The organism is Dictyobacter sp. Z7_2 (assembly GCF_057551105.1).
Map to the genome: position 1 here is coordinate 442,333 of NZ_BAAJPE010000002.1, position 24,770 is coordinate 467,102.

Genomic DNA, 24,770 nt, shown 5'->3' on the forward strand with positions numbered 1-24,770 from the left:
CAGTCTCAAAAAATATCACTCTGAAGCAAGTTTATAGAAGGGGCAATGCAAACACCAGTGAGCGAAGACATGAATTAAGCATGCAGGCAACCACCAATATCTTGTGGTCGATGCCCAAAAAAGGGAGACATAAGAAAGCAGCTATCGCAGAGTGTTCAACGGAAGGGAGATGCGTACACTGACACCTTCTCCTGGAGCAGTCTTCACAGTGACATTCCCACCGGCAATTGTCAGGAGAGCGCTATGGGTCAAGAGTCCACCACCTGTACCAGTCGTCGAGCTATTGGATGAGATAATTCCAACACCATCATCGGTGACGAGCACCTCCAAATCCGGACTACATGAAGCAGAGAGAGTCAGATGTAAGCGGCGATGAATGTCGGTTCCCCGAGCATGGCGAGCTGCATTACGAAGAGCCTCCTGCACGGCAGCAAAAATCAGCTCTGCGATAGCCGGAGGTACCAGATCGTCGATAAAGCGTGCAGTATCCTCAGGTACCTGCCATTCGACCGCATCAAAAGCATTTTGGAAATCGTGCTCAAGCATCGTGTGAATAGCAGACATCATGCCATCACGCTCCAAGCGATGTGGAGCTCCAGTGGACATGGCACGCATCATAGACGCCAATTGGCGATGGGCATCGCTGATTGACCCAATAGCTTCGTCAAGAGCCTGTTCTGAGCGTTCAGGAGCCGTCTCGTGATGGGTATTGAGAAAACGTAGTGTCTCCAGGCGCAACAATGCCAGATGGAGCATCGGCAAGGTCTCATCGTGCAAGACTCTTCGCTGTTGTGCTCCCAATAACTTCACATCGACGATCCGACGCCGTAACAGACTTGCCACTGCTAGCATAGCCTCATGATCACGTAGCGTATCCAGAATACGCTGTCCGCATGCCTGAGCTAGATCCATATCCTCATTAGTAAACGCGCCACCATCCTCGCGGGGTCCCAGATAGAGCCTGGCGACCAGTCCTAATTCATCATAGATTGGCAAAACCCAACAGATAACCGGTAATTCTTGAATCGTAACCTGGATGCGATAGGCATGGAAATCTAAACGCAAGCGCTGAGGGCGATCCCCCCAATCTAAGACATGCTCATGTGAACCATTTTCGCCTGGCGCCTCCGACAGGGCAGAGTTCTCAACCAGCGACCAGCGGTACACAAAACTACGCCGTACAGGACCAGAGAGGATCACCAGGCGAGCACACCTTACCTCTAACACCTCTTTACACAAATGGAAGAAAAGCTCCTCCATATTTTGCTCAGTCTTCGTCAGATCAGTATTGAGCCAATGGCGCATACTGGTATTATGTAAGAAAGGACCAAGTAGAGCCACGTAGCGATCATGGGCGGTATAGCTACTCCAGGTAAACAAAGCATACGCCACAGTCGCGATACACGTAATCAATAACAGACTCCCCAGAGAACTGTTTGTCGATAAACGTAAGAGCGCGATAAAAAATGCAATAGTCGTCGCCATAATTACAACGCCTCGCCATTGCTCAAAGAAGCCACGACGTGCAAGAGGGCGTTCAATTAAAATCCCATGTCTCACAATTGAATATCCAATCAGCAGCACAATCAGTGCCACGCATCCAGTCGCATACACATCTAAAATGATCAAGCTCATTGGAATAGTATCCAGATCAGAAGAAGGAAGCACTGCTGGGGTAGAGCTTCCTTCCACATTGAGCCAATTCACCAGCGCCCACATTCCAGAAAGGCCCAAACTTCCCATCAAACACACCATCACCAGTGCCGCCATTAATAAGATTGGGCGTGCCTGATGCCAGGAAAGCATCGGCTCATCAAGCTGCTCAGCTTTGACCTGATCCTGCCAGAAAGCATCCACCAGAGTACGACGGATAGACATCGTACGAGCACGCAAAATGCCAAATTGCCACAGCGCAACCAATAAACGCCAGACACGGGCGGGAGTAAACCAGGGTCCAATGGCACAAAAAGTCACATAGAGCACAAAAAGCACGGGCAACCACATGGTTGCAGAATACCAGCCAACATGAACCGTACCAATGACATCAGTACTATATGCAAGCAGAAGCAATGTTCTCTGAAAGGTAAAGGTTGATTGATGTGTCAATAAAAGAAATAAGACCGCACATCCTAACGCAGCACTACTAAGCAGCAAGAAAGGCCGCCGCTGCCTCCACTTATCGTTGAGGAATGAAGCATAATAGAGACCGATTACAAACCAGATATACGGTGCTCCAAGTGCTGGAAACCAGATCAAGTGCCATAAAAAGCCCGTGGTGATCGGGCCATTGGTTTTTATCAATGGCCCGGAAATGAGAAGCGCCTGAATAAAGAAAAAGAGCGCAGCCATACTCAAGCCAACAACGCCCACCCGAGCAATCATACTGCGCCGGTCGCCGTTCAGCCAGACCGTACAGGCCAGCCAGAGAAAGGCAATCAAATTAAAAATCGAGAGAGCTAGAGCGAATATTTGGAGAAAAAACGCTGGAGTATGAAAAAAAAATGCTGCCATAATTATTCTTCTTTATACAAAGGAATCCATGAGCCGCGACGATCCTGCACTAATGCCACCCCATTCTCATCCCACATGACCATACGATTAAGCAAATAAATCAGCGTCGCACGTGCTCGAGCAACCTTATCATCGACAGCATTTTCGCTCAATCCCCACGAAGCGTAAATACGTCCATTCGTTCGGCTCACAGCGCGCTTATCATGGAGCGTTAAACGCGTCGCAATCTGTTCATTTGTCATCCCTTGAGCCATCAGTTCTGCCACGCGTAACTCATTGGGCTCCAACAGGGCTCGTGGTGATTGCTCATCGAGATCGCGTACCTCTTGCACACGATCCTCAATTTCAGGATCAACCAGACTACGCCCGCTGACAGCATCGCGCAACAAAGGAACCAGCATACTGGGCAACAAATAATTACTCTTACGTACATAGGCATAATGCGTCAGAATACCCGAGGCTCGAAATTCGCGATAGTACTCATCATCATCCTGGATCGAATAAAACACCACAGGCATACGTGGACGTTCACGCCTGATAGCCACCGCTGCTCCCACGCCACTCAATGCGCGGCGCCCTTCCTGAACATCGCGCAGTTGCACATCCATCAAGATAACATCTATATCTAACTCAAGAGCCTGTGTCACCGCCTCACGGCCAGTTGCCGCCTCGCCTACGACTACCACATCCCTGGTCGCATCTAATCCTTCATACAGCGCCTTACGCAAAGGGCCATGATCATCAACAAGTAATAATTTGAGTATTCCCATTTATTAACCTGGCTACTCTATTCGATGTCTCCATCGATCTTTTTCAATCTGAACTCTCTATCATTTAGAATCTCTAAAAACCTGCTCCCCTTCACACACCGTGGAAAGTATACCAATATTTGGCTCAAGAAGATAGCATCCGAAACCGTTACAACACGCACGCAAAACATTCCCAGAGAGGGTTTCTGATAGTGTGCAATCACGACTATCAATCCATATCTGAAAGAGATAAAGCATCTTGACCAGCGTGTCAACAGCCGATTGTGGAAAAGAGCTAGTGATAAAGTAAAGGATAAGAACATCTGATCAAGTAAAATATATATTATACTGTCTTAAGCGGTATATTGTGCTGTAACAAAAATGGAGTAGTAAGGACAATGCACCATAAGGGGTAAAGATATGACGACTGAGCCACAAACGCAAAATAGTATTCATCTCGGGCTTCTGCTCCACAACCATCAACCAGTTGGAAATTTCCCCTGGGTATTCCAGCAGGTATATGAGGACTCATACCTGCCTCTGCTCGAAGCACTGGAGAGACATCCTCACGTACGCCTCTCTTTGCACTACACGGGATCATTGCTTGATTGGTTAAAAGAGGCACATCCCGCTTTTCTCAAACGGATTGCTCATCTTGTCGCAAACAAGCAAGTAGAGATGGTAAGTGGTGGCTATTATGAACCGATTCTGCCATCTATTCCCGATGAGGATAAAATTGTGCAGATTCGTCGCTTGACTGCAAGTTTGAAGAACGAGTTAGGAAGCAGACCTACTGGTATGTGGTTGGCTGAACGTGTCTGGGAACCAAGCTTACCACGTGCTTTGACCGAGGCTGGTATTGAATGGACCATCCTGGATGATATTCATTTTAAGAATGTTGGTCTACATGACCATGATCTCTATGGATATTATGCCACCGAAGATCAAACTGACATCCTAAAGGTATACTCTACCAGTCAGGCACTACGCTATACCATTCCATGGCGACCTCCGCAAGAAACGATCGAGACTTTACGCAAGCTGGCTACGACCGACGGAAATCGTATCGTTGTAATGGGAGATGATGGAGAAAAATTTGGAAGTTGGCCCGACACAAATATTCATTGTTGGGGTCAAAATGGGCACTCCGGCTGGGTCGATCAATTCTTTACTGCCTTAGAAAAAAATAGCACATGGCTGCATACAACCCCTTTAGGAGAATATGCACATCGGCATCCCGCGCTTGGACGCGTCTACCTCCCCACCTCATCATACATTGAAATGACCGAATGGGCACTCCCACCGAAGGAATCTTATCTATTTGGACAACTGCTCCATCAACTCGAAAAGGATCACCGCACCGATATCTTACCCTTTATGCGTGGCGGCTTCTGGCGCTCTTTTCTCATTCGCTATCCAGAGATCAACAACCAGCACAAAAAAATGCTCCGCGTTCATGATCTTGTCTATGCCGCTGGCGCGAACGATGAGGCTGGTCTGACCCATCTTTTAAAATCGCAGGCGAATGATACCTACTGGCATGGCCTCTTCGGGGGTATTTATATGGCTCATGTGCGCTCAGCCATTTATCACCACTTGATCAAAGCAGAGAATGCAGCCGCCCGCATCAGTCACCAGGAGCAATCCTGGCAGCAATATGAATTTACAGATTTCGAGCGTAGCACCTTCAAGCAACTCATCGTCGAGAGCGATCAACAAAACCTTTACATCGACCCCCAACATGGTGGAAGCCTCTTCGAGTGGGATCTGCGCCGGAGTGCTCATAACATGCTCAGCGTCATGACACGCCAACAAGAAAGTTATCATCAGAAACTGCGCCTCCATGAACAAGAGAAACGTCTCAAAGCGGCAGAGCTAACCACAGATCAGACCACAGAAGATCCGGGCAACCCTCATAACACACTGCGTACCAAAGAAGCCAACCTTGATAAATATCTGGTCGTCGACCGTTATCGTCGCAATAGCTTGATCGATCACTTCCTCCCTTCAGGTTTACCGCTGGAGAGTTATTCACAGGTTCGTTATGAAGAACAAGGTGATTTCGCCGATCAACCGTATGAAACCCATGTCGTGCAAGATAGCAGTGGTATCACGATCACATTGAGTCGTCAAGGAGAAGTCAAACGACCTGGAGCGCTGAGTCCGTTGCCCATCCGTTTGAGTAAAACTATCATAGTGCCGTTGGCAGAGGAAAAACTCATTGTGCGCTACCAGATAGAAAATCAGGGACAAGCGCGCCTACAGACCAATTTTGCCACCGAATGGAACCTGAATCTCCTTGGTGGTGGAGGCAATCCACAGGCTTACTGCACTCTTGATACTCAGCCTCGGGCAAAAGATCATTTCGATAGTACGACTGAGGCCGATCATATCCAGGAGCTACATGTTGGTAACACCTGGCTACAACAGGACGTAGGCTTTTTTATCGACCAGCCAGCAACCCTATGGCGCTTTTCCATTGATACAGTGACAGGATCAGAGGCAGGCTTTGAACGTACCCATCAAGGGAGCAATTTTACTTTTCTCTGGCCTCTCGTTCTGGATAGCGGAAGTGTCTGGACGGTTGAAATCATAGTACAGGGGAGTATTCCTGATTAGGAGAAAAGTCATCTACATCATCAAAGAGGACAGGCAAGACGTGCCAAAGCCAGGCAGATTGCTCTCTGTAGATATTGGTACGCATAGTTGATGATGGGTTCAAAATAATGTTACGCTACTACTAATCATCGATATATACGTATATAGGAAGGAGACAGAAGAAGAAGTTGAGTAAAGTTTTAATCTTGCAACATGACTTGGATAATCCCAAGGCCTACATTGGAGTGCTTCTGGATGCCCATCACATTGAACATGATGTCATCAATAGCACAGAAGAGCCGTTACCCGATCCAGCAGCATATACAGCTATCATCGCGCTGGGAGGTGCTCAACATAGCTATGCTGAGCAAGAATATCCTTATCTAGCACAGGAAAAAGTCTGGTTACGTCAAGTCATCGCACAAGATATTCCCTATCTAGGCATTTGCCTGGGAAGTCAGTTACTCGCCGATACGTTAGGTGGTCAGACACGACCCCACACAATGACAGAGATCGGCTTCTTCGATGTCTCCTTGACTGACAGTGGACAGCAAGATCCGCTGTTCACCGGGTTACCGGGATATCAAAAAGTCTTCCACTGGCACGAAGACACATTCGATCTGCCGGCTGAAGCAATTTTGCTCGCGACCCATCCAAACGCCAGAAATCAGGCCTTCCGTTATGGACACCATACATACGGCTTACAATATCATATAGAACTTGATGAAGATACGCTTAATCTCTGGCTCTATGAGCCATCAATGAAGGAGAGCATGATCGAGGTACTCGGACAGGAAGCCTACCAGGCTCTCGATCAAGAACGTGCGCTGAGCTTTCCGCTCTATCAACAACATACGGTCCTCCTTTTTGAAAATTTCCTGAGAATATGTCGTCTGATCGCTTGAAAATCGCCAGGCACGAGAGAAAAACCCTTTTCTTTTCATCCTGCTATCTGATATACTTGCACTCAATAGTTTTTATTCTACCAATACGAAAGGTTATGTACAATACACCGACTTCTCGAAATAACAATGTATGTAATCAGTGTGGTATGACCTTTGTCTCAATAGAAAGCAAGTATACAAAAAACAGATAAGCATACATTAACGGTGTTCCTGGACCACGTGGTCTGTTCTAATGCTTAATGGATACAAATGAATTATCAAGTAAAAAACTCAACATTTATAGTAAAATCATTTGAAAGGCAGCAAGCTACGAAGATGCCACATCAAACAAGACATCATAGACACAGTACAACTCATCTTCATCAGCGATCACCTTTCACCACCTCAGGTCGCAGCATTGCCAATGAACGTCATCCAACACGCAACGAAGACAACATTATTATTGATGAGCTTGGTGGCCTCTTCGCGGTCTTTGATGGTGTGGGAGGAAGTGCGGCCGCTGAAACCGCATCGCTCACCGCAGCACATTCGACCCGGCAATCCTGGAAACGCATCCTTACAAAAGAACGCAACCGACGCAAAATTTATACGTTCCTTGAGGACTATCAGGAAAGCAATCTCTGCGGAATTTTGGAGCAATTGATCCTGGAAGCGGACGAACAGGTTCGTACTCATGGAGCAAAAAAAGCTGGCACTGATGATCTGGCCACGACCGTTGCATTGGCCGCTTTCTGCAATCAACCAGACACACGCGACTATACCATGATTTATGCTCATGTCGGAGATAGCCGCATCTACCTACTTCGTGGTGATGAACATATCAAACGCCTCACCCATGATGATGGTCTCTTAACAAAACTCGTAGAAAACCAGATCGTCAACGCTTACCACGCATTTCGCATCGATCAAGCCATGCGAGCCGATCAGTTATCAGATGTCGAATATAGCTACTTCCGACTACGCGGTGGAATCACGCAAGCGCTGGGCGGCCCAATCCCTCCAACGATCCACACCGATAAAATTACCGTCTACCCGGGAGATCGTATTCTCTTGTGCACTGATGGTATTCATGATAATTTGACGGATGAAGAAATAGAAAACGTTCTCAGGACAACTCCTCGCGCCTCCGCAGCTCGTACGCTCGTGGAAAGAGCGCGCCAGCGTTCACATGAAGATCGCAATCAAACGATCCGCTCCAAACCTGATGACATGAGTGCTGTCGTTATGACATGTCGTTTTTGAGCAAACAACAATAAAAGGCCAACAATCCTGGCTGTGACGCTTTTGATACGCAAGGAAGGGGCCGTCCAGGATGAGAACGACCCCAGTGCCTTTTTAGCTTCGCCGCGCTACCTCTAATAGTAGCCATTTCCCATAGCAGAGGTTAACTCTCAGGCGATAAATACGTTTGCAGAAACCTGGCAATAGCTGGATACGCTTGCAAGCGGTTACTACGCTTTATGAGACCATGCCCCTCGTCCTCAAAACGCAGATACTCCACTGGAACCTGACGGCCGCGCAGTGCAGCAACCATCTGTTCTGCTTCTCCAACCGGCACCCGGGGATCATTGGCTCCGTGTACAACAAAGAGAGGTGCATTGATACGCTCGACAGAACGAATAGGAGAAATTTGCTCCAAAAATTCCCGATCGTGTTCAAGGCTTCCATATTCAACTTCGCGTAGCTTGCGGCGCCACGGGCCAGTATTCTCCAGGAACGTGACAAAATTAGCAATGCCAACGATATCGACAGCCGCCGCCCAGAGGTCAGGATAGGTCGTAATTGCCGATAGCACCATAAAGCCGCCATAACTCCCACCCATCACAGCGATGCGCCCGGCAGCAGCGACACCACTCTTCTGTAACCACGTGGCAGCATATTGAAGATCGGTCACTGAATCCATGCGCAAGCGTATGTCATCCAAAGATTGATACTCATACCCATAGCCACTACTACCACGCACATTGGGTGCCAACACAGCATATCCAAGCGAGACAAAATATTGCGTAACTGGATCAAAGAGTGGTCGAGATTGTGATTCAGGCCCTCCATGTACATTAATGACAACAGGCACATCTTGCTGTTTTGTTGATGGCAGATACAAAAAGGCTGGAATCTCTCGCCCATCAAAGGTCGGATAACGTATGAGCTGTGGTGCAACAAATGATGATTGAGGAAGCCCTCCTCGAGCACTCTTTGTCGCACGTGTCATGCTTGCAGTTGGCTTATCCCATACGTAGATATCAAGTGCGTCATCAGGCGTTGAATGAGATAAAGCCAGACGAGAACCATCTTGTGACCAGCATAAATCATAGATGACTCCACCGGATAAGCCGGGTCCTGACAAAACTTGCCGTTGCTCCCATCCATCCGTTACGTCGATAAGCTCTAACTCAGAATAGCCATCCTTATTGATCGACATGGCCAATGTTCTGCCATCATCAGTTACCTTAAGCAACTCAACATCCCAGGTATCTTCACGCAGATAGCGAAGTTCCCGCGTTGTCAGATTAAGATATGCCAGCGAACGAAACTGACGATCTCGATTACTTACAAGATATAAACCCTGACGATCAGCTGACCATCGCGCCGAACTATATACTTCCCCCCGCTCCCCTGACGCCAGATCTGGCGTTAAAGCCTGTGCTTCGCCCGAAGCCAGATCAACCAGGAATAATTGGTTGCGTGTATTGGCCGTATAGCGCGACACCAGTATCTGCAAACCATCAGGAGAATAACCAGCAGAATAATTCGTTCCATCGTGACATAACACCTGATGAGTCTCACCACTGGCAATAATAAGCTCATAGACATCAAAATAGCGAGCATCGCGTTCATTGCTGCTATATGTAATCTTGCTTCCATCGGGCGACCAGCCACCAAAAATATGCATCACCTCTGGCTTTGCAGTCAAAACAGTGAGTTGTGATCCATCATCACTTAAGAGAAAAAACTGAGTACGCTCATTACCACTAATATCTCCACCGACCAACAGCCTATCAGCAGTGGGAGAATATATGGCATAAGAGAAGCGCTCTCCTCGAAACGTCAGTTGCTCAGGCCAGCGTGGAGATAGTTGCTCAGGCTCAAAAGGGACACTCCAGACCTCAGCCACACCGGTAACATTGGTCAAGAAGCTCAGTGTCTTACCATCAGGAGCAAAACTCGGTCCAAAGGCTGTCCGCACATTCAAATAGCGTTCAAAACTATAAGGTTCATGTATCATTACAGGTCCCTTCATGACTTCTTATACTTTGCAGAGAATACTATTGCGCATCGATATTACGCATACTCAACTGAATACGATTACGCTTGATATCAATTTCCAGCACCCGCACTTGAACAATCTGGCCAACAGCAACGACACTGAGAGGATCGCGAACAAAACGATCCGCCATCTCAGAGACATGAACCAGACCATCATGCTTGACACCTATATCCACAAAAGCCCCAAAGTCCACCACATTGCGTACAGTCCCTTGTAGAACCATACCTGATTGTAGATCCTCCATCTTTAGCACGTCGTGGCGCAAAAGCGGTGGCGGTAGAGCATCACGCGGATCGAGTCCAGGCTTCTCTAAATTCTCTAAAATGTCGTTGAGTGTAGGCAAACCAACGCCCACCTTCTCCGCAATCTCTTTCCAACCAGTCGGTTCGCCACTTCCACCAGCATTGCTGCGTTGGCGATTTGAACGACCAAGACTATTTTGTAACTTGATCAATTGTCGAAACTGCTCAATACGCTCTGATGGCTTCTCCTGTTTCCCCTCGCCTGCAGGCAGTAGCTTCAGCAGGGCACGCACCGCATCATAGCTCTCAGGATGAATAAATGTGTTATCTAGAGGCTCAACACCATTGGCAATCTTTAAGAAGCCGGCCGCCTGCACAAAAGTAGCAGGACCCATACCAGGCACTTTCAATAAATCTTTGCGTGACTTAAAGGGACCTTTCGCCTCTCGATATTTAACGATAGCATTAGCCACACGTGTATTAATCCCTGAGACCCGTTTAAGTAATGCTGCCGAAGCGGAATTAACCTCAACGCCGGCAAAGTTAACACACGACTCGACAACGCGATCCAGCATAGCGGCTAACTCTTTCTGATCCACATCGTGCTGATACAAACCCACACCGACCGCCTTTGGATCAATCTTTACCAGTTCAGCCAATGGATCTTGTAGACGACGAGCAATCGAAATCGTGCCGCGCTGAGTAGCATCCAGTGTTGGAAACTCCTCCCGAGCGGCCTCAGAGGCTGAATAGACAGAAGCGCCGGCTTCATTCACAATCACATAGCCAAGTGGATCATTATCTTGATTGCCTGTTTCAAGTTCGCTTAATAAGCCCGCCACCAGCTGCTCAGTCTCACGGGAAGCCGTCCCATTGCCAATCGCAATCACTTTAATGCCATAATCAGTCAACATCTGCCGCAGCAACTGACGAGCCTTACCCTCCTGATACAGATACATTGTATCCGATGTAATATACTTACCTGTTTCATCCACCACCGTCAGTTTACAGCCAGTACGAAAACCTGGATCGATACCCAGCACTTTTTTACCGCGTAAAGGAGGCTGGAGCAAGAGATTGCGCAGATTGGTCGCAAAGACATTAATGGCATGCTCCTCCGCTTTACGCGTCAACTCGACACGAGCTTCACGCTCCATAGCGGGAGCCAGCAAACGCTTATACCCATCTTCCATCGCATCGGAGAGCAATTGCCCAAACGGAGAGGCTGCTTTTACGGGATAGTGCGACTGGATATCTCTCTGCGCCTGCTCATAGGGTAGAGAAACATTTATGCGCAGCACATCCTCTTTTTCGCCACGATTCAGAGCCAGAATGCGATGGGGAACGAGCCTTGTAATATTCTCATTAAACTCATAATAGAGCCGATAGAGGCCGTTGGGATCTTTCTCAGCCACCTTTTCTGGATCGCCTACATGTGCGCCAACCGCAGCTTGATGGAAAAATGTTGTACGCACATTTCCACGTACATTGGCATCCTCTGAAATCACTTCCGCCACAATATCGCTCGCACCGGCATACGCCTCTAGACTCGTCTCCACGCCTTTCTCAGCATTCAAAAATGGCTGAGCATGCTCTTCTAGCACGCTCGTGGCAGTGCCAGCGATCTCCAGTTGCTGCAAAATAATTTCAGCCAATGGAGCCAATCCTTTTTCGCGAGCCACACTGGCACGCGTTTTTCTCTTTTGCCGATAGGGTAAATAAAGATCTTCTACCGCCTGGAGGGTTCGCGCCTCTTCTAGAGCGGTCGCCAACTCAGGAGTTAATTTCCCTTGAGCGTCAATCAGACGATAAACATCCTGTTTGCGCTCAAACAGCGCTCGTAGGGCCGCTGTCCGATCGGCAATCGCCTGAATCTGGACCTCATCCAGACTATCAGTGACTTCTTTGCGATAACGCGCAATAAAAGGTGTAGTATTACCTTCATCAATCAAGGCAATTGTGCGAGCGATCTGCCCATTGCCCAGCTTCAACTCAGAGCTCAAAGTACGAGCGATATCTTCAACAGACAACACTGCCAGGGATTCATCAGCAGTGGTAGTAGCAGAATTGATCGGTTCTTGGATCGTCAAAGTATGTACGCCTACCTTCCCTCGACATTATAGACACATCCCTCACAGAGAGGTGTGCACTCTCCAGACATAAAAGGAGATGCTCACCAGTATAACACTTCAGCACTTTTGCTTCTACGTGCGCCTGGTAAGATTTAAGCGCATTTCTGGCGTTGGCACTGTTTTTATCAGGACAGAAAAGCTCCCTTCTCCATCCTCAAACGCATCAACCTTGCACCTCTCAGTGATGCCGCTTACGTGGGGAGGGATGCTTCTGGGAAGGTCAAAAGTTCCAGTGCGTACGTTAGGGACTGGTAGGATTTCTAGCAACATACCGTCTAGTTCCACTCAAACCGCCGATCCAACCAGCAACCCAGGCAACAACAATCCCGATAAGCATCAGGAGAATAAAATTGACAAATGGAGATTGTGACGCCGCAATTTGCGGTATAGCAGGCCATTGTGGCTGAACATCGCGCCAGGCCAGAGAGAACAACGTGCCACCAGGTGCTTGCGTATGATCCTGGGTAAAGGCCTGAAAACGTTGCAAGGCACTGACCAGCAGTCCAATCAGCAATCCCACCCAAAATGTAATCGTCCCAAATATTCCCGTCCAATAGCCTGACCACGCTCCTCGTACAGGACTCCCTCCTCGTCGCGTCGTCATATAACCAGCCAGAGCATAAAAAAGCACGCCCAACACAGTTGCCAGGTAAAACACCGCTTGCTCTTTTACAAACAGGACCAGGCCGGCGGCCAATACACCCTGTAAGACTCCCCACAAGCAACCTTGATCGGCTGGTAGAGGCAATGGACGCCTTGAGAAAGCCTGCGCACGTTTCCCTTTATTCTGTTGCGCAGGCGCGGCAGGAGCACCACCAGGTGGCACATAGGGATACATGCTTGGAGGAGGCTGAACTCCGATCCCTGGATAATTTGCTTGTTGTTGGCCATACGTCCCTGAACCATAAGATTGTTGAGGGGAGATAAATGGATATGGAGCTTGATTATAGCCTGGAGTGGCAGGAATTGTATGATCAAAATTGGCAGGATCAGGTACAGCATGAAACGGCGCACGATTAGGGGTCGCAGGATAGGCAGTTCCTGTATACCCTGGCAAGACAACCTGAGATGGTGGATTCTTCACGCTCACGGGATTGATCGCTACAGCCACAGTAGGATCATTATATTCAGCAAACGTAGGTTCACGCAGCGCTTGAGCGAACTCACCCATGCTTTCAAAGCGCTCATCAGCATGCAACGCCAGAGCCTTCAATAAAATCCATTCTAGTTTTGGAGATAAGGAAGGATTTAAGAGACGCGGGGCGATTAATTCATCATGGGCACTACGGCTGGTTGCGGTCGGAGGGAGACGATTCGTCCAGAGCAGATAAAACGTTGCGCCCATCGAGTAGATATCCGACTGTGGCGAAGTCTTCCCGATATACTGCTCAAGCGGGCTAAAACCTTCTGTCACTGCGCGGCCCAGTGTTTGGGTACTCACATTAGGATCGTAGAGCTTGGTCAAACCAAAATCAAGCAATACTGCCGTATTGTTAGGGGCTAAGACAATATTTCCCGGCTTAATATCTCTATGCATCACTGGTGGACGGCGACTATGAAGTTCCTGCAAGGCATCCATCAATGGTAGCAACCAGCTCAACACTTCTTGCTCACTAAACGGACCGGTCTTCAATCGACCAGGAGCCTGCGTGCCGACCTGGCCATTGGGGACACGCGTCCGCAAAAGTTGTAAAAGATTATTCCCTGCAATCAACTGCATAACCAGATAGAAGCGCCCATTGGACTCAAATGCGTCATAGACCTCTGGCAGATGAGGACTGCGCACCGTTAATAAAACACTTGCCTCCATCAAAGCCTGGCGCCTTGCCGCTGGCGTCACATCATACGTCTCTTTAATTGCGCAAGGGCGATTCCCTTCGCTGGTATCTACCCCGCGATAGACTCCTCCGAAGCCACCTTGATTGATAAGATCTCCTGTGATATAGTGGCCTCCGATGAGAGTCCCTGGCGCTAATGCTACTGGTAAGCTCATGGTAGAGCGACTTCCTTTACTTTCCACATAATATTTTCTGAATAGAAGATGGCATATAATATTTACGTTACAATGATCTAAGCGGTTACACTCTTGTTTCTTTTGACTATACAGTTATAAACGCTGTTGTCACTGGACTTAGTGAATGGACTCCTTGGCTGCCATATTCCAACACGCCACTTTGCAGGAGGAATAAGAACGAGAGCCATTCTGTTAGTGAATGTATACCTGAAGACGGCTTATCCCATAGGGTATGCGGTCCTGTTGAGATGGAACAGTTCGCCGACACCGTATTATGAGAAGGACAACGTAAGGTTAAAATCAATTAAGGTAGGCAAGATGTCGCTTGCAATACCCAATACGTATGATACAATAAGTCATGACTGAACTGATCTACGTACATGTTGCAGGAGAAGAGAGCAAGCACTTGGAACGAAATGTGATGTTTAACGGTAACCGTAATAAGACGGCTGAACCAGAACGTGAGAGTGTGCCGGAATCTGACATCAGTAGTCTGGCCCAAAGCGATAGCTTACGCCTCTATCTTCGTGAGATTTCACGTATCCTTTTGCTCTCAGCAGCAAGCGAATCCCACCTTGCACAAAGAGCCGAGCAAGGTGATAAGGATGCAAGAAATCATCTCATTGAAGCAAACTTGCGATTGGTTGTCAGCATTGCCAAAAAATATGTCGGCCAGGGACTTTCTCTGGAAGACCTGATTGGAGAAGGCAATATTGGCCTGATCCGCGCTGTCACCAAGTTTGACTATCGCAAGGGCTTTCGCTTTTCCACGTATGCTACCTGGTGGATTAAACAAGCCATCACACGAGCCATCCTTGAAGGCACTCGTGTCGTACGGCTCCCTGTCTACATTATGGAAGAAGTGATGCGCGTCAAGCGTACTACTCGTCAGTTGTATCAAGAGATGGGAAGAGAACCCAATCCTGAGCTGATTGGCGAACGACTCGGTATGACTCCCGAACGTGTAAGTGAGTTGCTGATCTGGGCAGAAAAAGTCTTTTCACTCGATGCCCCTCTTTCCGAGGAAGAGGAGAATACCCTTGGTGACATTATCGAGGATGTTCATGAGCGTGGGCCAAGTGAAATCACTGATCAACAGCTTCTGCGTGAGGAAATTCGTAAGGTTCTTGGACAGCTTACTGTACGAGAGCGTCAGGTCATTGAATTGCGCTTTGGCTTGATCGACGATCACGACCATACATTGGAAGAAGTCGGTAAAAAATTAAAAGTTACCCGTGAACGTGTACGACAGATCGAAGAACGTGCGATTCGTAAGTTACGTCATCCACAGGCAAGTCGTATCTTAAAAGATTATCTCGATTAATCCTACTCTTATAAAAACAGAGTGTAAGGTCGCGCTTGCACTCTGTTTTTATGGAGATTCTTTTCCGTTTTTCTGCCTGCCAATAAGAAGATGCACGAGACGGATAATTATACCTACTATCCACCGAGGATAACCTGATCTACCAAATTGTTCTTGTTGAAGCGTATACAATACGCAGAGAGATTAGGTCTTCGCTTGATTAACATGCGAGCCTGCGATTATTTTTTGGATCTACTCGCTATAGTGAAAGAAAGATCATTCGTTTATACTGGTAGAGATATCCTGAAGCATGGATCCTGGGATATCTACTACAGCCGTAGTGCCGTCATCCATCAGCAGAGATGGGTATTTCTTCATACCAGAAAGGAGAGCGGCATCCTCAGCACTTGCACGTTGGCTATTTCACATGCCGCAACCGATTATGAATGAACTGGCAGGGCATCATCTTGGTGGTTATTATCTAGAGGAAGAAGTGGGACGAGGGGCGATGGGCGTTGTCTATCGAGCCAAACAACTCACACTAGGACGCGAAGTCGCAGTCAAGGTGCTTCCACAAGGATTAGCGCGAGACGCATCCTATGTGGCACGCTTTACCCGTGAAGCGCGGATTATTGCCGGATTAAACCATCCCAATATTGTGCAAATTTACGATGCAGGAGAGCAACAAAACCTCCTCTTTTTTGCGATGGAGTTCGTACAGGGACCTACCCTGGCTAACTTACTCTACCTTGACGGCACTATATCTCCTTATTACGCTGCTGAATACGCAGCGCAGATTGCTGATGCCCTCGATGCGGCTTACCGGGAACGCAATGTTATTCATCGCGATATCAAACCAGAAAATCTTATGCTCAGCCGTTGGGGTAAAATAAAGGTCATGGACTTTGGCTTAGCGCGAGCACCCGGCTTGCAAGTGATTACTGTTGCTAAAACATTGGTCGGCAGTATTTATTATGCATCACCAGAACAGATCTGGGGCGAGATCATAGATAACCGTAGTGATATCTATGCCCTGGGCGTTGTTCTCTACGAGATGGTATGCGGACGTCGTCCCTTCTCCGGCCGAACAATGCCTGAAGTGACCCAGACCATCATCCAGGGTATCTTACAACCACCCAGTGCTCATAACCCTAACGTACCAGCAGAGCTGGAACAGATTATTCTAACCGCTCTGTCACGGAATCGTGACGATCGTTATGAAGATGCAAGTATCATGGCACGAGAACTACGTAATTTGCGTCTGGACCCACCAACAGGTCCAGTGCCATCACAATCAGCATATGGAGCACGTGGGAAAACAGCACCATATCTTCCTAAACGACCTCAAGTAACACTTCCGCGCTACCTCACGCTCGAACAGGAAAATACTCAGCTAACCCAGGCGGTTCAGCCACCCACGCAACAGGGAAACACTCAAATGCAGCAGCACCTAGGTGATATTCCACAAACACCCACCTTGCCTCCCTATCCTCAAAGTGAGGACGAAAGATTTACGCAAGAGCAGCAAAAACAGATGTATTCATCGTCAGAAGACAACACTCAACAGAGCCCAAAGAGATGGAACCAGATTCACAAATTTTTTAAAACACCCGAACAATAAAAAAGAGGGTCAGAGCATTCTGAAAGCGGATTTGTCGCCTATGCAGCGAGAAAGCATCCAGGCAGCATTAGCAATGCTTTTAGGGCCTGAAACAGAATACCACATTCGCTTACGTGCCACACGAAGGCTAGCTAAACAAGGAGCAGCGATTTTACCGCTGCTACTCACAACACTTAGCAATTATCCAGAGATACTCACACCAGCCTGGCCTTGGTGGCCACCACAATACGAACATACCAGTTACTTATTGTTCCATTTCAGCCAGCAAGAAAGCATCAGCCTATCAGATCTCTTATCTCATCCAACCCTCAATGCAACTGCCGGGCCAGTGCTATGGGTCAGCATCATCGAAGCAACCAACTTATCACCAGACACTGATAACGAAGAGATTCTTTGCCTGGGACTTCATACATCCTGGACATCGGTACGCTACGCAGCTGCGATGGCACTCGCAACACGTGCTCGTAACCACGCACTGCATCCAGCAACCATCGACCTGCTCCACCAGCAGCAAGAGGTGCCGGAGGCTTTTCCCATTCGCCTGACTATCGCGTATGCCCTATTGAATTGTGGAGATGTAAAGGGCTTCGAGGGACTTGACGCATGTCTCGATGATAGCGTCCCTCAAGAAATCCGTAAAGCCGCAACCTTTATTTTTGCTACAGAGCATCCCCTGAAGCTACCTCCTCCACAACAAGAAGCGCTTATCACCAGGCTTCTTCATCTCTTAAGCGATAGCGATGCAGAGATAGTCCAGCAAGCGGCACATACGCTCAGTATTATCGCCCTACCAGATACACTCGTCAAACTGTGTACAATGCTGGAGCATGCAGAAGAACGTGAACAAATCACCATACTCACTATCTTAGAGGAGATTGCCAGACAGAATAAAACCCTCCGTTACCATATACGCCAACATACATTTATCATGCGTTTCTTGCCTTTACTGCAATCATCCCAGCCCGACTTACGACGCCAGACCTACTACACACTGGCAGCATGCGGTGGAGAATATGTCGCAGCAGTTTTGGGTACAATAGTAATGAACAGTGAGCATCCTGGACAAGGAGAAGCAATCGAATGCTTGCGCTTTTTCCATGGCGTCTTGCGAGCGCCGTTACGTGGAAATATTACTCGCTGGTTGCTATCTATCCTCGCCACGTACCAGGAAGATTTGCAGGTGACGGCCCTGGACTCATTAGCACAGATCGTATGGCAAGCCAGGAATAGTGGACGTCAACAGATCTGGCAGGAGCTGTGTCAGGAGATTTTTGAAGCGGAAATTCTGCTGCAACTTCTACAAGCGCCGAGTCCTTTATTGCGTCAACGCACGTTAGAACTCCTTGCTGCCCTCGGAAATTTCCTTACCGGGGCACATAATCTGCATCCAATCTATTGCCAGATGCTCTTAGAAGATAGTGATAGTGGCGTACGAGCTTGCGCTGCTTATGTTTGTGGGCAGACTGATGCTCGTTGGGCCATTCCAATCTTGCTCCAGGTCCTCTTTGATCCAGATACAAACGTTGCATCTACGGCACTCAACGCGCTTGCCAGCCTGAGCACCTCTCATGACAGTATCGTCGTTTACGCCCTCACAGAGTTAACCAGACTGCAAGATGAAGGCAATGAGAGTTCTCCTAATTTGGCACATGCGGCGCGCCTGATACTCAAAAAATGGGAACATTTAGAGCACAATAAGTCTGGTAAAACGTTGCACAGTTCTCATTAACCCTCTATACTATGAAGCAATAGAATTCAAACGGTCGAGGAGGATTCATGAATCCCACACAGATTAGCCTTGGCATCGCTTTTCTCGCAGGCCTGGCATCATTTCTCTCGCCATGTGTGTTGCCCCTGGTTCCAATCTATTTAGCACAACTGGTTGGACCTAGCGTATATCAATCAGCAGGTCAACAACAAACGCTACAAGCCCGCTTAAATACGTTTCGTCATGCCGTGCTATTTGTCGCTGGCTTTACGCTGGCGTTTGTGGCATTGGGAGCTACAGCCAGTGCACTGGGGAGTTATTTGAAAGAACATATTGCCATTCTACGTCAGGCTGGAGGTGTAATTATGCTTATCTTTGGCTTGCACCTGACTGGCATCTTGCGCATACCATTCCTCAATAGCAACAAACGTTTTACATTTATACCCGAACACCCAAACTATCTCGCCTCAATGCTCGTCGGTCTGATCTTTGGAATAGCCTGGACTCCCTGTGTTACACCAATCCTGGCTGGTATCTTGATTCTGGCTGCCAATGCCACAACCTTGCAACAGGGAGTGCTCCTCTTGTTGATTTACTCACTTGGCCTGGGCGTACCTTTTCTTCTGCTTGGTCTGGGCGTGAATCAGTTGAGTCGCGTGTTAAAATGGTTTAAGCCATATCTGGGAAGAGTTGAACTTGGGACTGGAATATTAATGATGGTGGTAGGGGTACTGATATTTTTTAACGTTCTGACATATCTCAATTCCCTCTTCACCATAAGTCTCAATTGGTAATCTCTCTTAGGATGAGATATGATCCAGAGAGCTTCTGTAAAACGTAATACATACAGAGAGAGACCGATCATCCGTGCACTACTGCTCTGACTACGAGCGGTACTCTCTACCTGAGCCCAGGACTATTCATAGAACGGACACGCAGATACATATCTGAGACTTTGACATATTGCTATACATGTCATGCTTATGCTTGCGAGCTGAATCTTTAACATGCATGTACAAAATAGCACATTCCGTTATATGCAAAAGTCCAAACGGGCTTTTAGCTGCTTTCTGACGAGACTATGACCACTCTTTAAGGTCAGCCTTAATTTCGTCCCTGATTTCTCTTGCTAGATCCGCATCCAGATTGTTACGCTGGCCTTGTGCCAGACGCATCACGGCTTCCCGCAAATGAGCAGGAGCGCGTTGAATTGTACAGCGCTCATGTAACAACCGTTTTAGTTGCAAGTCGAAATGAAAGCGGCATTCACAACTCGGGCAACCCGACAAATGCTGTTGGACGATTTCTACTTCTTCGACCGTGAGTTCACGATCGATATAAAGATGCAGACGCGCTGTCGTCTCAACACAATCTAAACATTCCATAATAAAACTTCTCCTACTCTAGCTCGCCACTCTATCTGTTCATTCTAACATAATTCAGTAGCCCTTTCATTCCCACCGCCTATAAGATATACTAAGATTACTTTCCGAAAGAAAGAAGGAGGAACTCGTGGTGAGCCCCTTGTCAGAGGAGTATTTGATGCAGGACAAGTCAAGATTTGATGATATACAGACCTCGGAGTTAATAGATGCAGAAGAAGAGGAGATTGAAGAGACACCAACGAAGAAAGAGCCTCCAACCGAAGATTTTGAGGCGGGACTTCTCGCCCAATTAGATAGTCTGTACCGTACCGCACTGCGTATGACCAATAACCCACAAGAAGCTGAGGATCTGGTTCAAGAGACCATGCTCAAAGCCATACGTTTCGCTCATACCTATCAATCAGGTACAAACTTACGCGCATGGCTCTTTCGCATACTCAACACATCTGCTATTAACCGTTATCGCAAACAAGCAGCTCATCCGACTCCAATCGCGTTACCTGATGGAGAAGAATTTTACCTCTACAATCAGATTCGAGATTTAAGTGGGCAGGAACGCAACCAGGGAGCTGAGGAAGAAGTTTTAAACCAATATCTCGATGAAGATGTCTATACCGCATTAAAAGACTTACCCCCCAATTTTAGAATGGCGATCATTCTGGCCGATATTGAAGGGTTGTCATACAAAGAGATTGCTGATGCTCTACAAATTCCCATTGGAACTGTGATGAGCCGCATCTCACGTGCTCGCCGACAATTGCAAAAGTCCTTATGGCAATATGCCAAAGATCGAGGTTATGTCAGAACGGAAGCATCTTAGAGCTCAAACAAGGGATTGAGCCAGATCTTCCGCACTGCCATCATATGTCTAAAAATAGGCTCAGCCATTCAACTACACAGGATTAACCATCTGACTTACAGCATTACTACCCGCATGTGTAATACGCACATTTACACAGCGCCGATCCATCATATCCACCGAACGCGAAACCAGACCTTTACGTTCAAGACGCACAATAGCTTTTGTTGCAGCAGCAGAACTCACTCCCAGCACAGCGGCAACTTCGCCAACTAACCAGTGCTCACGTCGTGCTAGAAATGCAAGGACTTCCAGTTGACGAGAAGTAATACTGGCCGCTGTCCGACGCATTGTAGCCATACGTATTTTCTCCTATACACGAAATTCACTATGCATATACCTACTATATGTCATTCATAGGAAATGACGTTGTGCAAAAGAAAACCGGGTAGCTTTCCTAAAGAGTCCTGGTAGCGCATTAGACAGGAATTTGTACACTTGCGGCTTCTCTATGCCGCTTTTTTGGGACTACCTGGAGAGCAAAGACCAGGGCACTTCCTTCACCTGTCACGCCGCTACTCTCAATCCAAATTTGTCCTCCCATGACTTCCAGCAGGCGGCGGCAGATAAATAAACCCAGTCCTGCTCCACGCACCGGGCTATTGATGTCACGCTCTAAGCGCACAAAGCGTTCAAAAAGCTGCCCTTGCTGCTCTAGAGGCACACCCAATCCTCTATCCTGGATACGAATGATCGCTTGCTGCTCTACATAGCGCGCAGAAATGCCGATACTTGAGCCCTCAGGAGAATATTTCAAAGCATTACTGACCAGATTCAGCAGCACCTGACGTAAACGCGTATCATCGGCAGATACATACATATCATCGGCAATATCGACCACAACGGTGCGATGCTCACGCGTGATCGTAGCCTCCATCATCTCCAACACATATGATGTCGTTTGTATCAGAGAGATTGGACGCAAATGAACCGTATCAGCATAATTATTTACATGGCTGGCATCCATAATATTACTCACCAGCAGCGAAAGCTCATCACAGCCCAAACGTGCCTTCTCAATAAATTCAGCGCGTGAAGTCACCTCAAGTTGTTCATGATATTGATCTAACAGCTCGATATAGCCCAGTACAGTTGTCAATGGGGTGCGCAATTCATGCGATGCAGTCATAATAAACTGATCTTTTAATCGATCAAGTTCCTTTTGTCGTTCATAAGCATTTCGCAACTCCGTAGTCATTTGAACGTTTTCCAGAGTAGAGAGACATTGATTCGCAAACATCTCCAGCACACACATTTCTTCCCATAAAAATATATGTGGACGAGCATAAGTAATCATCAAAAATCCCATATACTGCTCATCCTTATGCAGTGGCAGCCAGGCAAAAGGGCAAGGAGGAATCTTTGGCAGGCAAGAAGGCAGATAAGTTGCCTGCATCTCCTCATCGATAGCCTGACCTTTGGCGAAGAAGCAGGCGGACCAATCTCTCTTTTGTATATTCTTGAGACGCTCGGGAGAAAACAGATGAGGGCCATGACCAGTCCTCACGGCAAGCTGTAATTCATTCTTCGATCTATCATATAACCACATCTCAACCGCCGCAGAAGTAGATTGAGCGGCCATAGTAGCGTACGTCGTCGCCGCCTCTATAACGTTACTAAAGGCGGAGTTGGGCATAACACTGACATTATACAAGCTGTTAAGCAGGTTGGTATGTTGGCTCACCCTTGCATAGAGACGAGCCCTCTCCAAAGCCATCGCATAGCACTCTGTCAACTGATGTACAATTTCAATATCAGTACCGCTATATGGTTGCCGTTCATCGCGTGCTCCCAGAAGTAACAAACCAATCATATTTCCCTGTGCCCGAATAGGAGCCAGCAGCCAACCATTATCATCAAAAAAAGAGGCGGAAGAGATATAACGTTCCATAGTTCGAGGAACTGCCAATGCCAGTTCTCGATTTAACACCAGCGGACGACGGCTCCGTTCTAAGTATTGGACAATGGGTAAATGAGCATCCAAATAGACAATGTTACCCTCTTGATTTAAGTCAGTCACATGCAATATATGTTCCAAAGATGTGAGCAATGCGTGGCCATCAGTATCAATCGCACGTGTAGCCAGATCGGGATGGAGAATATATTGCCCACTGCTCTCATCAAAGACAAACACACAGACTTGATTAGCTTGCAACGCATATAAAACTGTAGATGTGATCAAGCGAGCAGCAGCATCGATCTCTAAAATATTTTCAGGCAGCCTGGCAGGCTCATCAAACAGATGGCGATAGAGTTCTACCTCACGAAAAAAGAATTTTTCAGTAAAGCTTCGCGCCAGCCACCAGATCAGAGGAGTTAACAATGTCACGGTAAGAACAATGCCAATGACGACAGCATTTCTCTGCTGTACAATCCATTGAGAGGGGAAAAGATATCCAAATATAAAAACGCACGTGGCGAGCAGAGCAAAGAAAGCTATCCCAAAAAGAAGCGAAACCCATCGTCCCACCAGCGAATCGAACAAGAGTATTTGATCACGCAAAAGTGCATAGCCCGCAATCAAAGGGAGAAGACACAGCATCCCCTCAGCAAGTAGAGCATGTAAGGAAGCATAATTCGAAAGGTGGTTGAGCAGTAAGAAGGCAAAAAATGGTGTGCTGGTAATTATCATCCCACACCCAAGTAGCAGCAATTGTGAACGTTCGCGTGATCCTTTAGAATGCTGATATGACCACAAAAAAAGACCGAGCAATCCCGGCAAGGTCAGAGCCAGATAGAAGATACGACTGATTGATAAAACCCATGCAAGATCAAAGAGATGCATACTCATGCACAGATCCACTACGCCTATCCCCCCCCCTCCAACGCCAATCAACCAGAGATAACTCTTTATTAACAGTTTAGAACGTATCGTGTTTGCATCAGAATCAATTCGCTTCAACGTTTCAGCGTGACCACTGAATGAGTTCTCACGAGGAAAAAAAACGAATATAGCCGACAAGCAGACAATGAGACTGCTACTACTCATCCAGCAAAGCACATCCATCCAACCAATCATAGGATCATGAGTTTTGATAGTAAAGAAAACCATCATAGATAGACAGCCGATCAGAAAGGGGAGAGCAATCCTACGATTGCGTGCCTGGCACCAGACAAACAACCCGGCAGTAAAAAATGCTGACGCTATAAGAAAAGAAAATGCTGATGAGACCCAAACAATCGGGGCCTGGGCAACGGGATAGAAAACAAGATACATTGCGTAGGATGAGTCCAACACGAATACGGTAAAAAAGATCAATAGCGCTAATAAGATGCCGATGGATTGCTGAGATTTCATTAGCATTCGAGAAGCATGTAGCATGCCAATTCCTCTCAAAAAATGGTTGATATGTCAAGTCGGCCAGGATATTTGTGATTTCCCCTTGTGTTAAAGGTATTATGACCTTATGACTATTCTTTCAGCTTGTAACAGATGATAGAGAGTGTGTTTATAATTGTCAAGCTGAAAGGATTT

At 47.4% G+C, this 24,770-nt stretch carries 16 protein-coding genes; 8 read left to right on the plus strand and 8 right to left on the minus strand.

Annotation, left to right across the window (positions count from 1 at the left end):
- Positions 1-141 precede the first annotated feature (141 nt).
- Both AC27N8_RS15330 and AC27N8_RS15335 read right to left on the minus strand, forming a co-directional pair.
- Entirely contained in the window at positions 142-2,511 is a 2,370-nt protein-coding gene (locus AC27N8_RS15330) for a sensor histidine kinase (RefSeq protein WP_487068255.1), read from the minus strand.
- A 2-nt stretch (positions 2,512-2,513) separates the two neighbouring features.
- A complete protein-coding gene (locus AC27N8_RS15335; protein ID WP_487068256.1) occupies positions 2,514-3,281 on the minus strand; it encodes a response regulator in 768 nt (255 codons plus the stop codon).
- A 399-nt stretch (positions 3,282-3,680) separates the two neighbouring features.
- Between AC27N8_RS15335 and AC27N8_RS15340 the strand changes: the two genes are divergently transcribed.
- The 3 genes from AC27N8_RS15340 to AC27N8_RS15350 all read left to right on the plus strand — a co-directional run bounded on the left by AC27N8_RS15340 (position 3,681) and on the right by AC27N8_RS15350 (position 8,005).
- Complete coding sequence (locus AC27N8_RS15340; protein WP_487068257.1) at positions 3,681-5,879, plus strand: alpha-amylase/4-alpha-glucanotransferase domain-containing protein; 2,199 nt, start codon at positions 3,681-3,683, stop codon at positions 5,877-5,879.
- Between the two features lie 167 nt (positions 5,880-6,046).
- On the plus strand, positions 6,047-6,763 hold the full coding sequence (locus AC27N8_RS15345; RefSeq protein WP_487068258.1) for a type 1 glutamine amidotransferase: 717 nt from the start codon (positions 6,047-6,049) through the stop codon (positions 6,761-6,763).
- 315 nt (positions 6,764-7,078) lie between these two features.
- The gene (locus AC27N8_RS15350) at positions 7,079-8,005 is read left to right on the plus strand and encodes a PP2C family protein-serine/threonine phosphatase (RefSeq protein ID WP_487068259.1); all 927 of its coding nucleotides are present in this window, start codon (positions 7,079-7,081) and stop codon (positions 8,003-8,005) included.
- A 142-nt stretch (positions 8,006-8,147) separates the two neighbouring features.
- Here AC27N8_RS15350 and AC27N8_RS15355 read toward each other — a convergent pair whose 3' ends face one another.
- From AC27N8_RS15355 to AC27N8_RS15365, 3 genes are all read right to left on the minus strand, one after another.
- Positions 8,148-9,989, minus strand: a complete 1,842-nt coding sequence (locus AC27N8_RS15355; RefSeq protein WP_487068260.1) for a S9 family peptidase — start codon at positions 9,987-9,989, stop codon at positions 8,148-8,150.
- A 40-nt stretch (positions 9,990-10,029) separates the two neighbouring features.
- The gene (locus tag AC27N8_RS15360) at positions 10,030-12,363 is read right to left on the minus strand and encodes a Tex family protein (protein WP_487068261.1); all 2,334 of its coding nucleotides are present in this window, start codon (positions 12,361-12,363) and stop codon (positions 10,030-10,032) included.
- Positions 12,364-12,646: 283 nt separating this feature from the next.
- Positions 12,647-14,398: a serine/threonine protein kinase gene (locus tag AC27N8_RS15365; protein WP_487068262.1), complete on the minus strand. Its 1,752-nt coding sequence runs from the start codon at positions 14,396-14,398 to the stop codon at positions 12,647-12,649.
- Positions 14,399-14,825: 427 nt separating this feature from the next.
- Between AC27N8_RS15365 and AC27N8_RS15370 the strand changes: the two genes are divergently transcribed.
- The 4 genes from AC27N8_RS15370 (at position 14,826) to AC27N8_RS15385 (ending at position 19,845) form a co-directional block, all read left to right on the plus strand.
- Complete coding sequence (locus AC27N8_RS15370; RefSeq protein WP_487068263.1) at positions 14,826-15,743, plus strand: sigma-70 family RNA polymerase sigma factor; 918 nt, start codon at positions 14,826-14,828, stop codon at positions 15,741-15,743.
- 406 nt (positions 15,744-16,149) lie between these two features.
- Positions 16,150-17,343: a serine/threonine protein kinase gene (locus AC27N8_RS15375; RefSeq protein WP_487068264.1), complete on the plus strand. Its 1,194-nt coding sequence runs from the start codon at positions 16,150-16,152 to the stop codon at positions 17,341-17,343.
- 40 nt (positions 17,344-17,383) lie between these two features.
- A complete protein-coding gene (locus tag AC27N8_RS15380; protein WP_487068265.1) occupies positions 17,384-19,072 on the plus strand; it encodes a HEAT repeat domain-containing protein in 1,689 nt (562 codons plus the stop codon).
- A 47-nt stretch (positions 19,073-19,119) separates the two neighbouring features.
- Entirely contained in the window at positions 19,120-19,845 is a 726-nt protein-coding gene (locus AC27N8_RS15385) for a cytochrome c biogenesis CcdA family protein (RefSeq protein ID WP_487068266.1), read from the plus strand.
- Between the two features lie 285 nt (positions 19,846-20,130).
- Here AC27N8_RS15385 and AC27N8_RS15390 read toward each other — a convergent pair whose 3' ends face one another.
- On the minus strand, positions 20,131-20,436 hold the full coding sequence (locus AC27N8_RS15390; protein ID WP_487068267.1) for an anti-sigma factor family protein: 306 nt from the start codon (positions 20,434-20,436) through the stop codon (positions 20,131-20,133).
- A 157-nt stretch (positions 20,437-20,593) separates the two neighbouring features.
- Between AC27N8_RS15390 and AC27N8_RS15395 the strand changes: the two genes are divergently transcribed.
- Positions 20,594-21,256: a sigma-70 family RNA polymerase sigma factor gene (locus tag AC27N8_RS15395; protein ID WP_487068268.1), complete on the plus strand. Its 663-nt coding sequence runs from the start codon at positions 20,594-20,596 to the stop codon at positions 21,254-21,256.
- A gap of 72 nt (positions 21,257-21,328) precedes the next feature.
- Here AC27N8_RS15395 and AC27N8_RS15400 read toward each other — a convergent pair whose 3' ends face one another.
- Positions 21,329-21,595, minus strand: coding sequence for a MarR family transcriptional regulator (locus AC27N8_RS15400; protein WP_487068269.1), 267 nt, complete (start codon positions 21,593-21,595; stop codon positions 21,329-21,331).
- 118 nt (positions 21,596-21,713) lie between these two features.
- Positions 21,714-24,086, minus strand: coding sequence for a GAF domain-containing sensor histidine kinase (locus tag AC27N8_RS15405; RefSeq protein ID WP_487068270.1), 2,373 nt, complete (start codon positions 24,084-24,086; stop codon positions 21,714-21,716).
- Positions 24,087-24,770 lie beyond the last annotated feature (684 nt).

Excerpts from the sequence above, each read along its gene's own strand:
- AC27N8_RS15380 (WP_487068265.1), top strand. The coding sequence starts at position 17,384 with ATGCAGCGAGAAAGCATCCAGGCAGCATTAGCAATGCTTTTAGGGCCT.
- AC27N8_RS15390 (WP_487068267.1), bottom strand. The coding sequence starts at position 20,436 with ATGGAATGTTTAGATTGTGTTGAGACGACAGCGCGTCTGCATCTTTAT.
- AC27N8_RS15340 (WP_487068257.1), top strand. The coding sequence starts at position 3,681 with ATGACGACTGAGCCACAAACGCAAAATAGTATTCATCTCGGGCTTCTG.
- AC27N8_RS15355 (WP_487068260.1), bottom strand. The coding sequence starts at position 9,989 with ATGATACATGAACCTTATAGTTTTGAACGCTATTTGAATGTGCGGACA.
- AC27N8_RS15400 (WP_487068269.1), bottom strand. The coding sequence starts at position 21,595 with ATGGCTACAATGCGTCGGACAGCGGCCAGTATTACTTCTCGTCAACTG.
- AC27N8_RS15335 (WP_487068256.1), bottom strand. The coding sequence starts at position 3,281 with ATGGGAATACTCAAATTATTACTTGTTGATGATCATGGCCCTTTGCGT.
- AC27N8_RS15365 (WP_487068262.1), bottom strand. The coding sequence starts at position 14,398 with ATGAGCTTACCAGTAGCATTAGCGCCAGGGACTCTCATCGGAGGCCAC.
- AC27N8_RS15330 (WP_487068255.1), bottom strand. The coding sequence starts at position 2,511 with ATGGCAGCATTTTTTTTTCATACTCCAGCGTTTTTTCTCCAAATATTC.
- AC27N8_RS15350 (WP_487068259.1), top strand. The coding sequence starts at position 7,079 with ATGCCACATCAAACAAGACATCATAGACACAGTACAACTCATCTTCAT.
- AC27N8_RS15405 (WP_487068270.1), bottom strand. The coding sequence starts at position 24,086 with ATGAGTATGCATCTCTTTGATCTTGCATGGGTTTTATCAATCAGTCGT.
- AC27N8_RS15395 (WP_487068268.1), top strand. The coding sequence starts at position 20,594 with ATGCAGGACAAGTCAAGATTTGATGATATACAGACCTCGGAGTTAATA.
- AC27N8_RS15375 (WP_487068264.1), top strand. The coding sequence starts at position 16,150 with ATGCCGCAACCGATTATGAATGAACTGGCAGGGCATCATCTTGGTGGT.
- AC27N8_RS15385 (WP_487068266.1), top strand. The coding sequence starts at position 19,120 with ATGAATCCCACACAGATTAGCCTTGGCATCGCTTTTCTCGCAGGCCTG.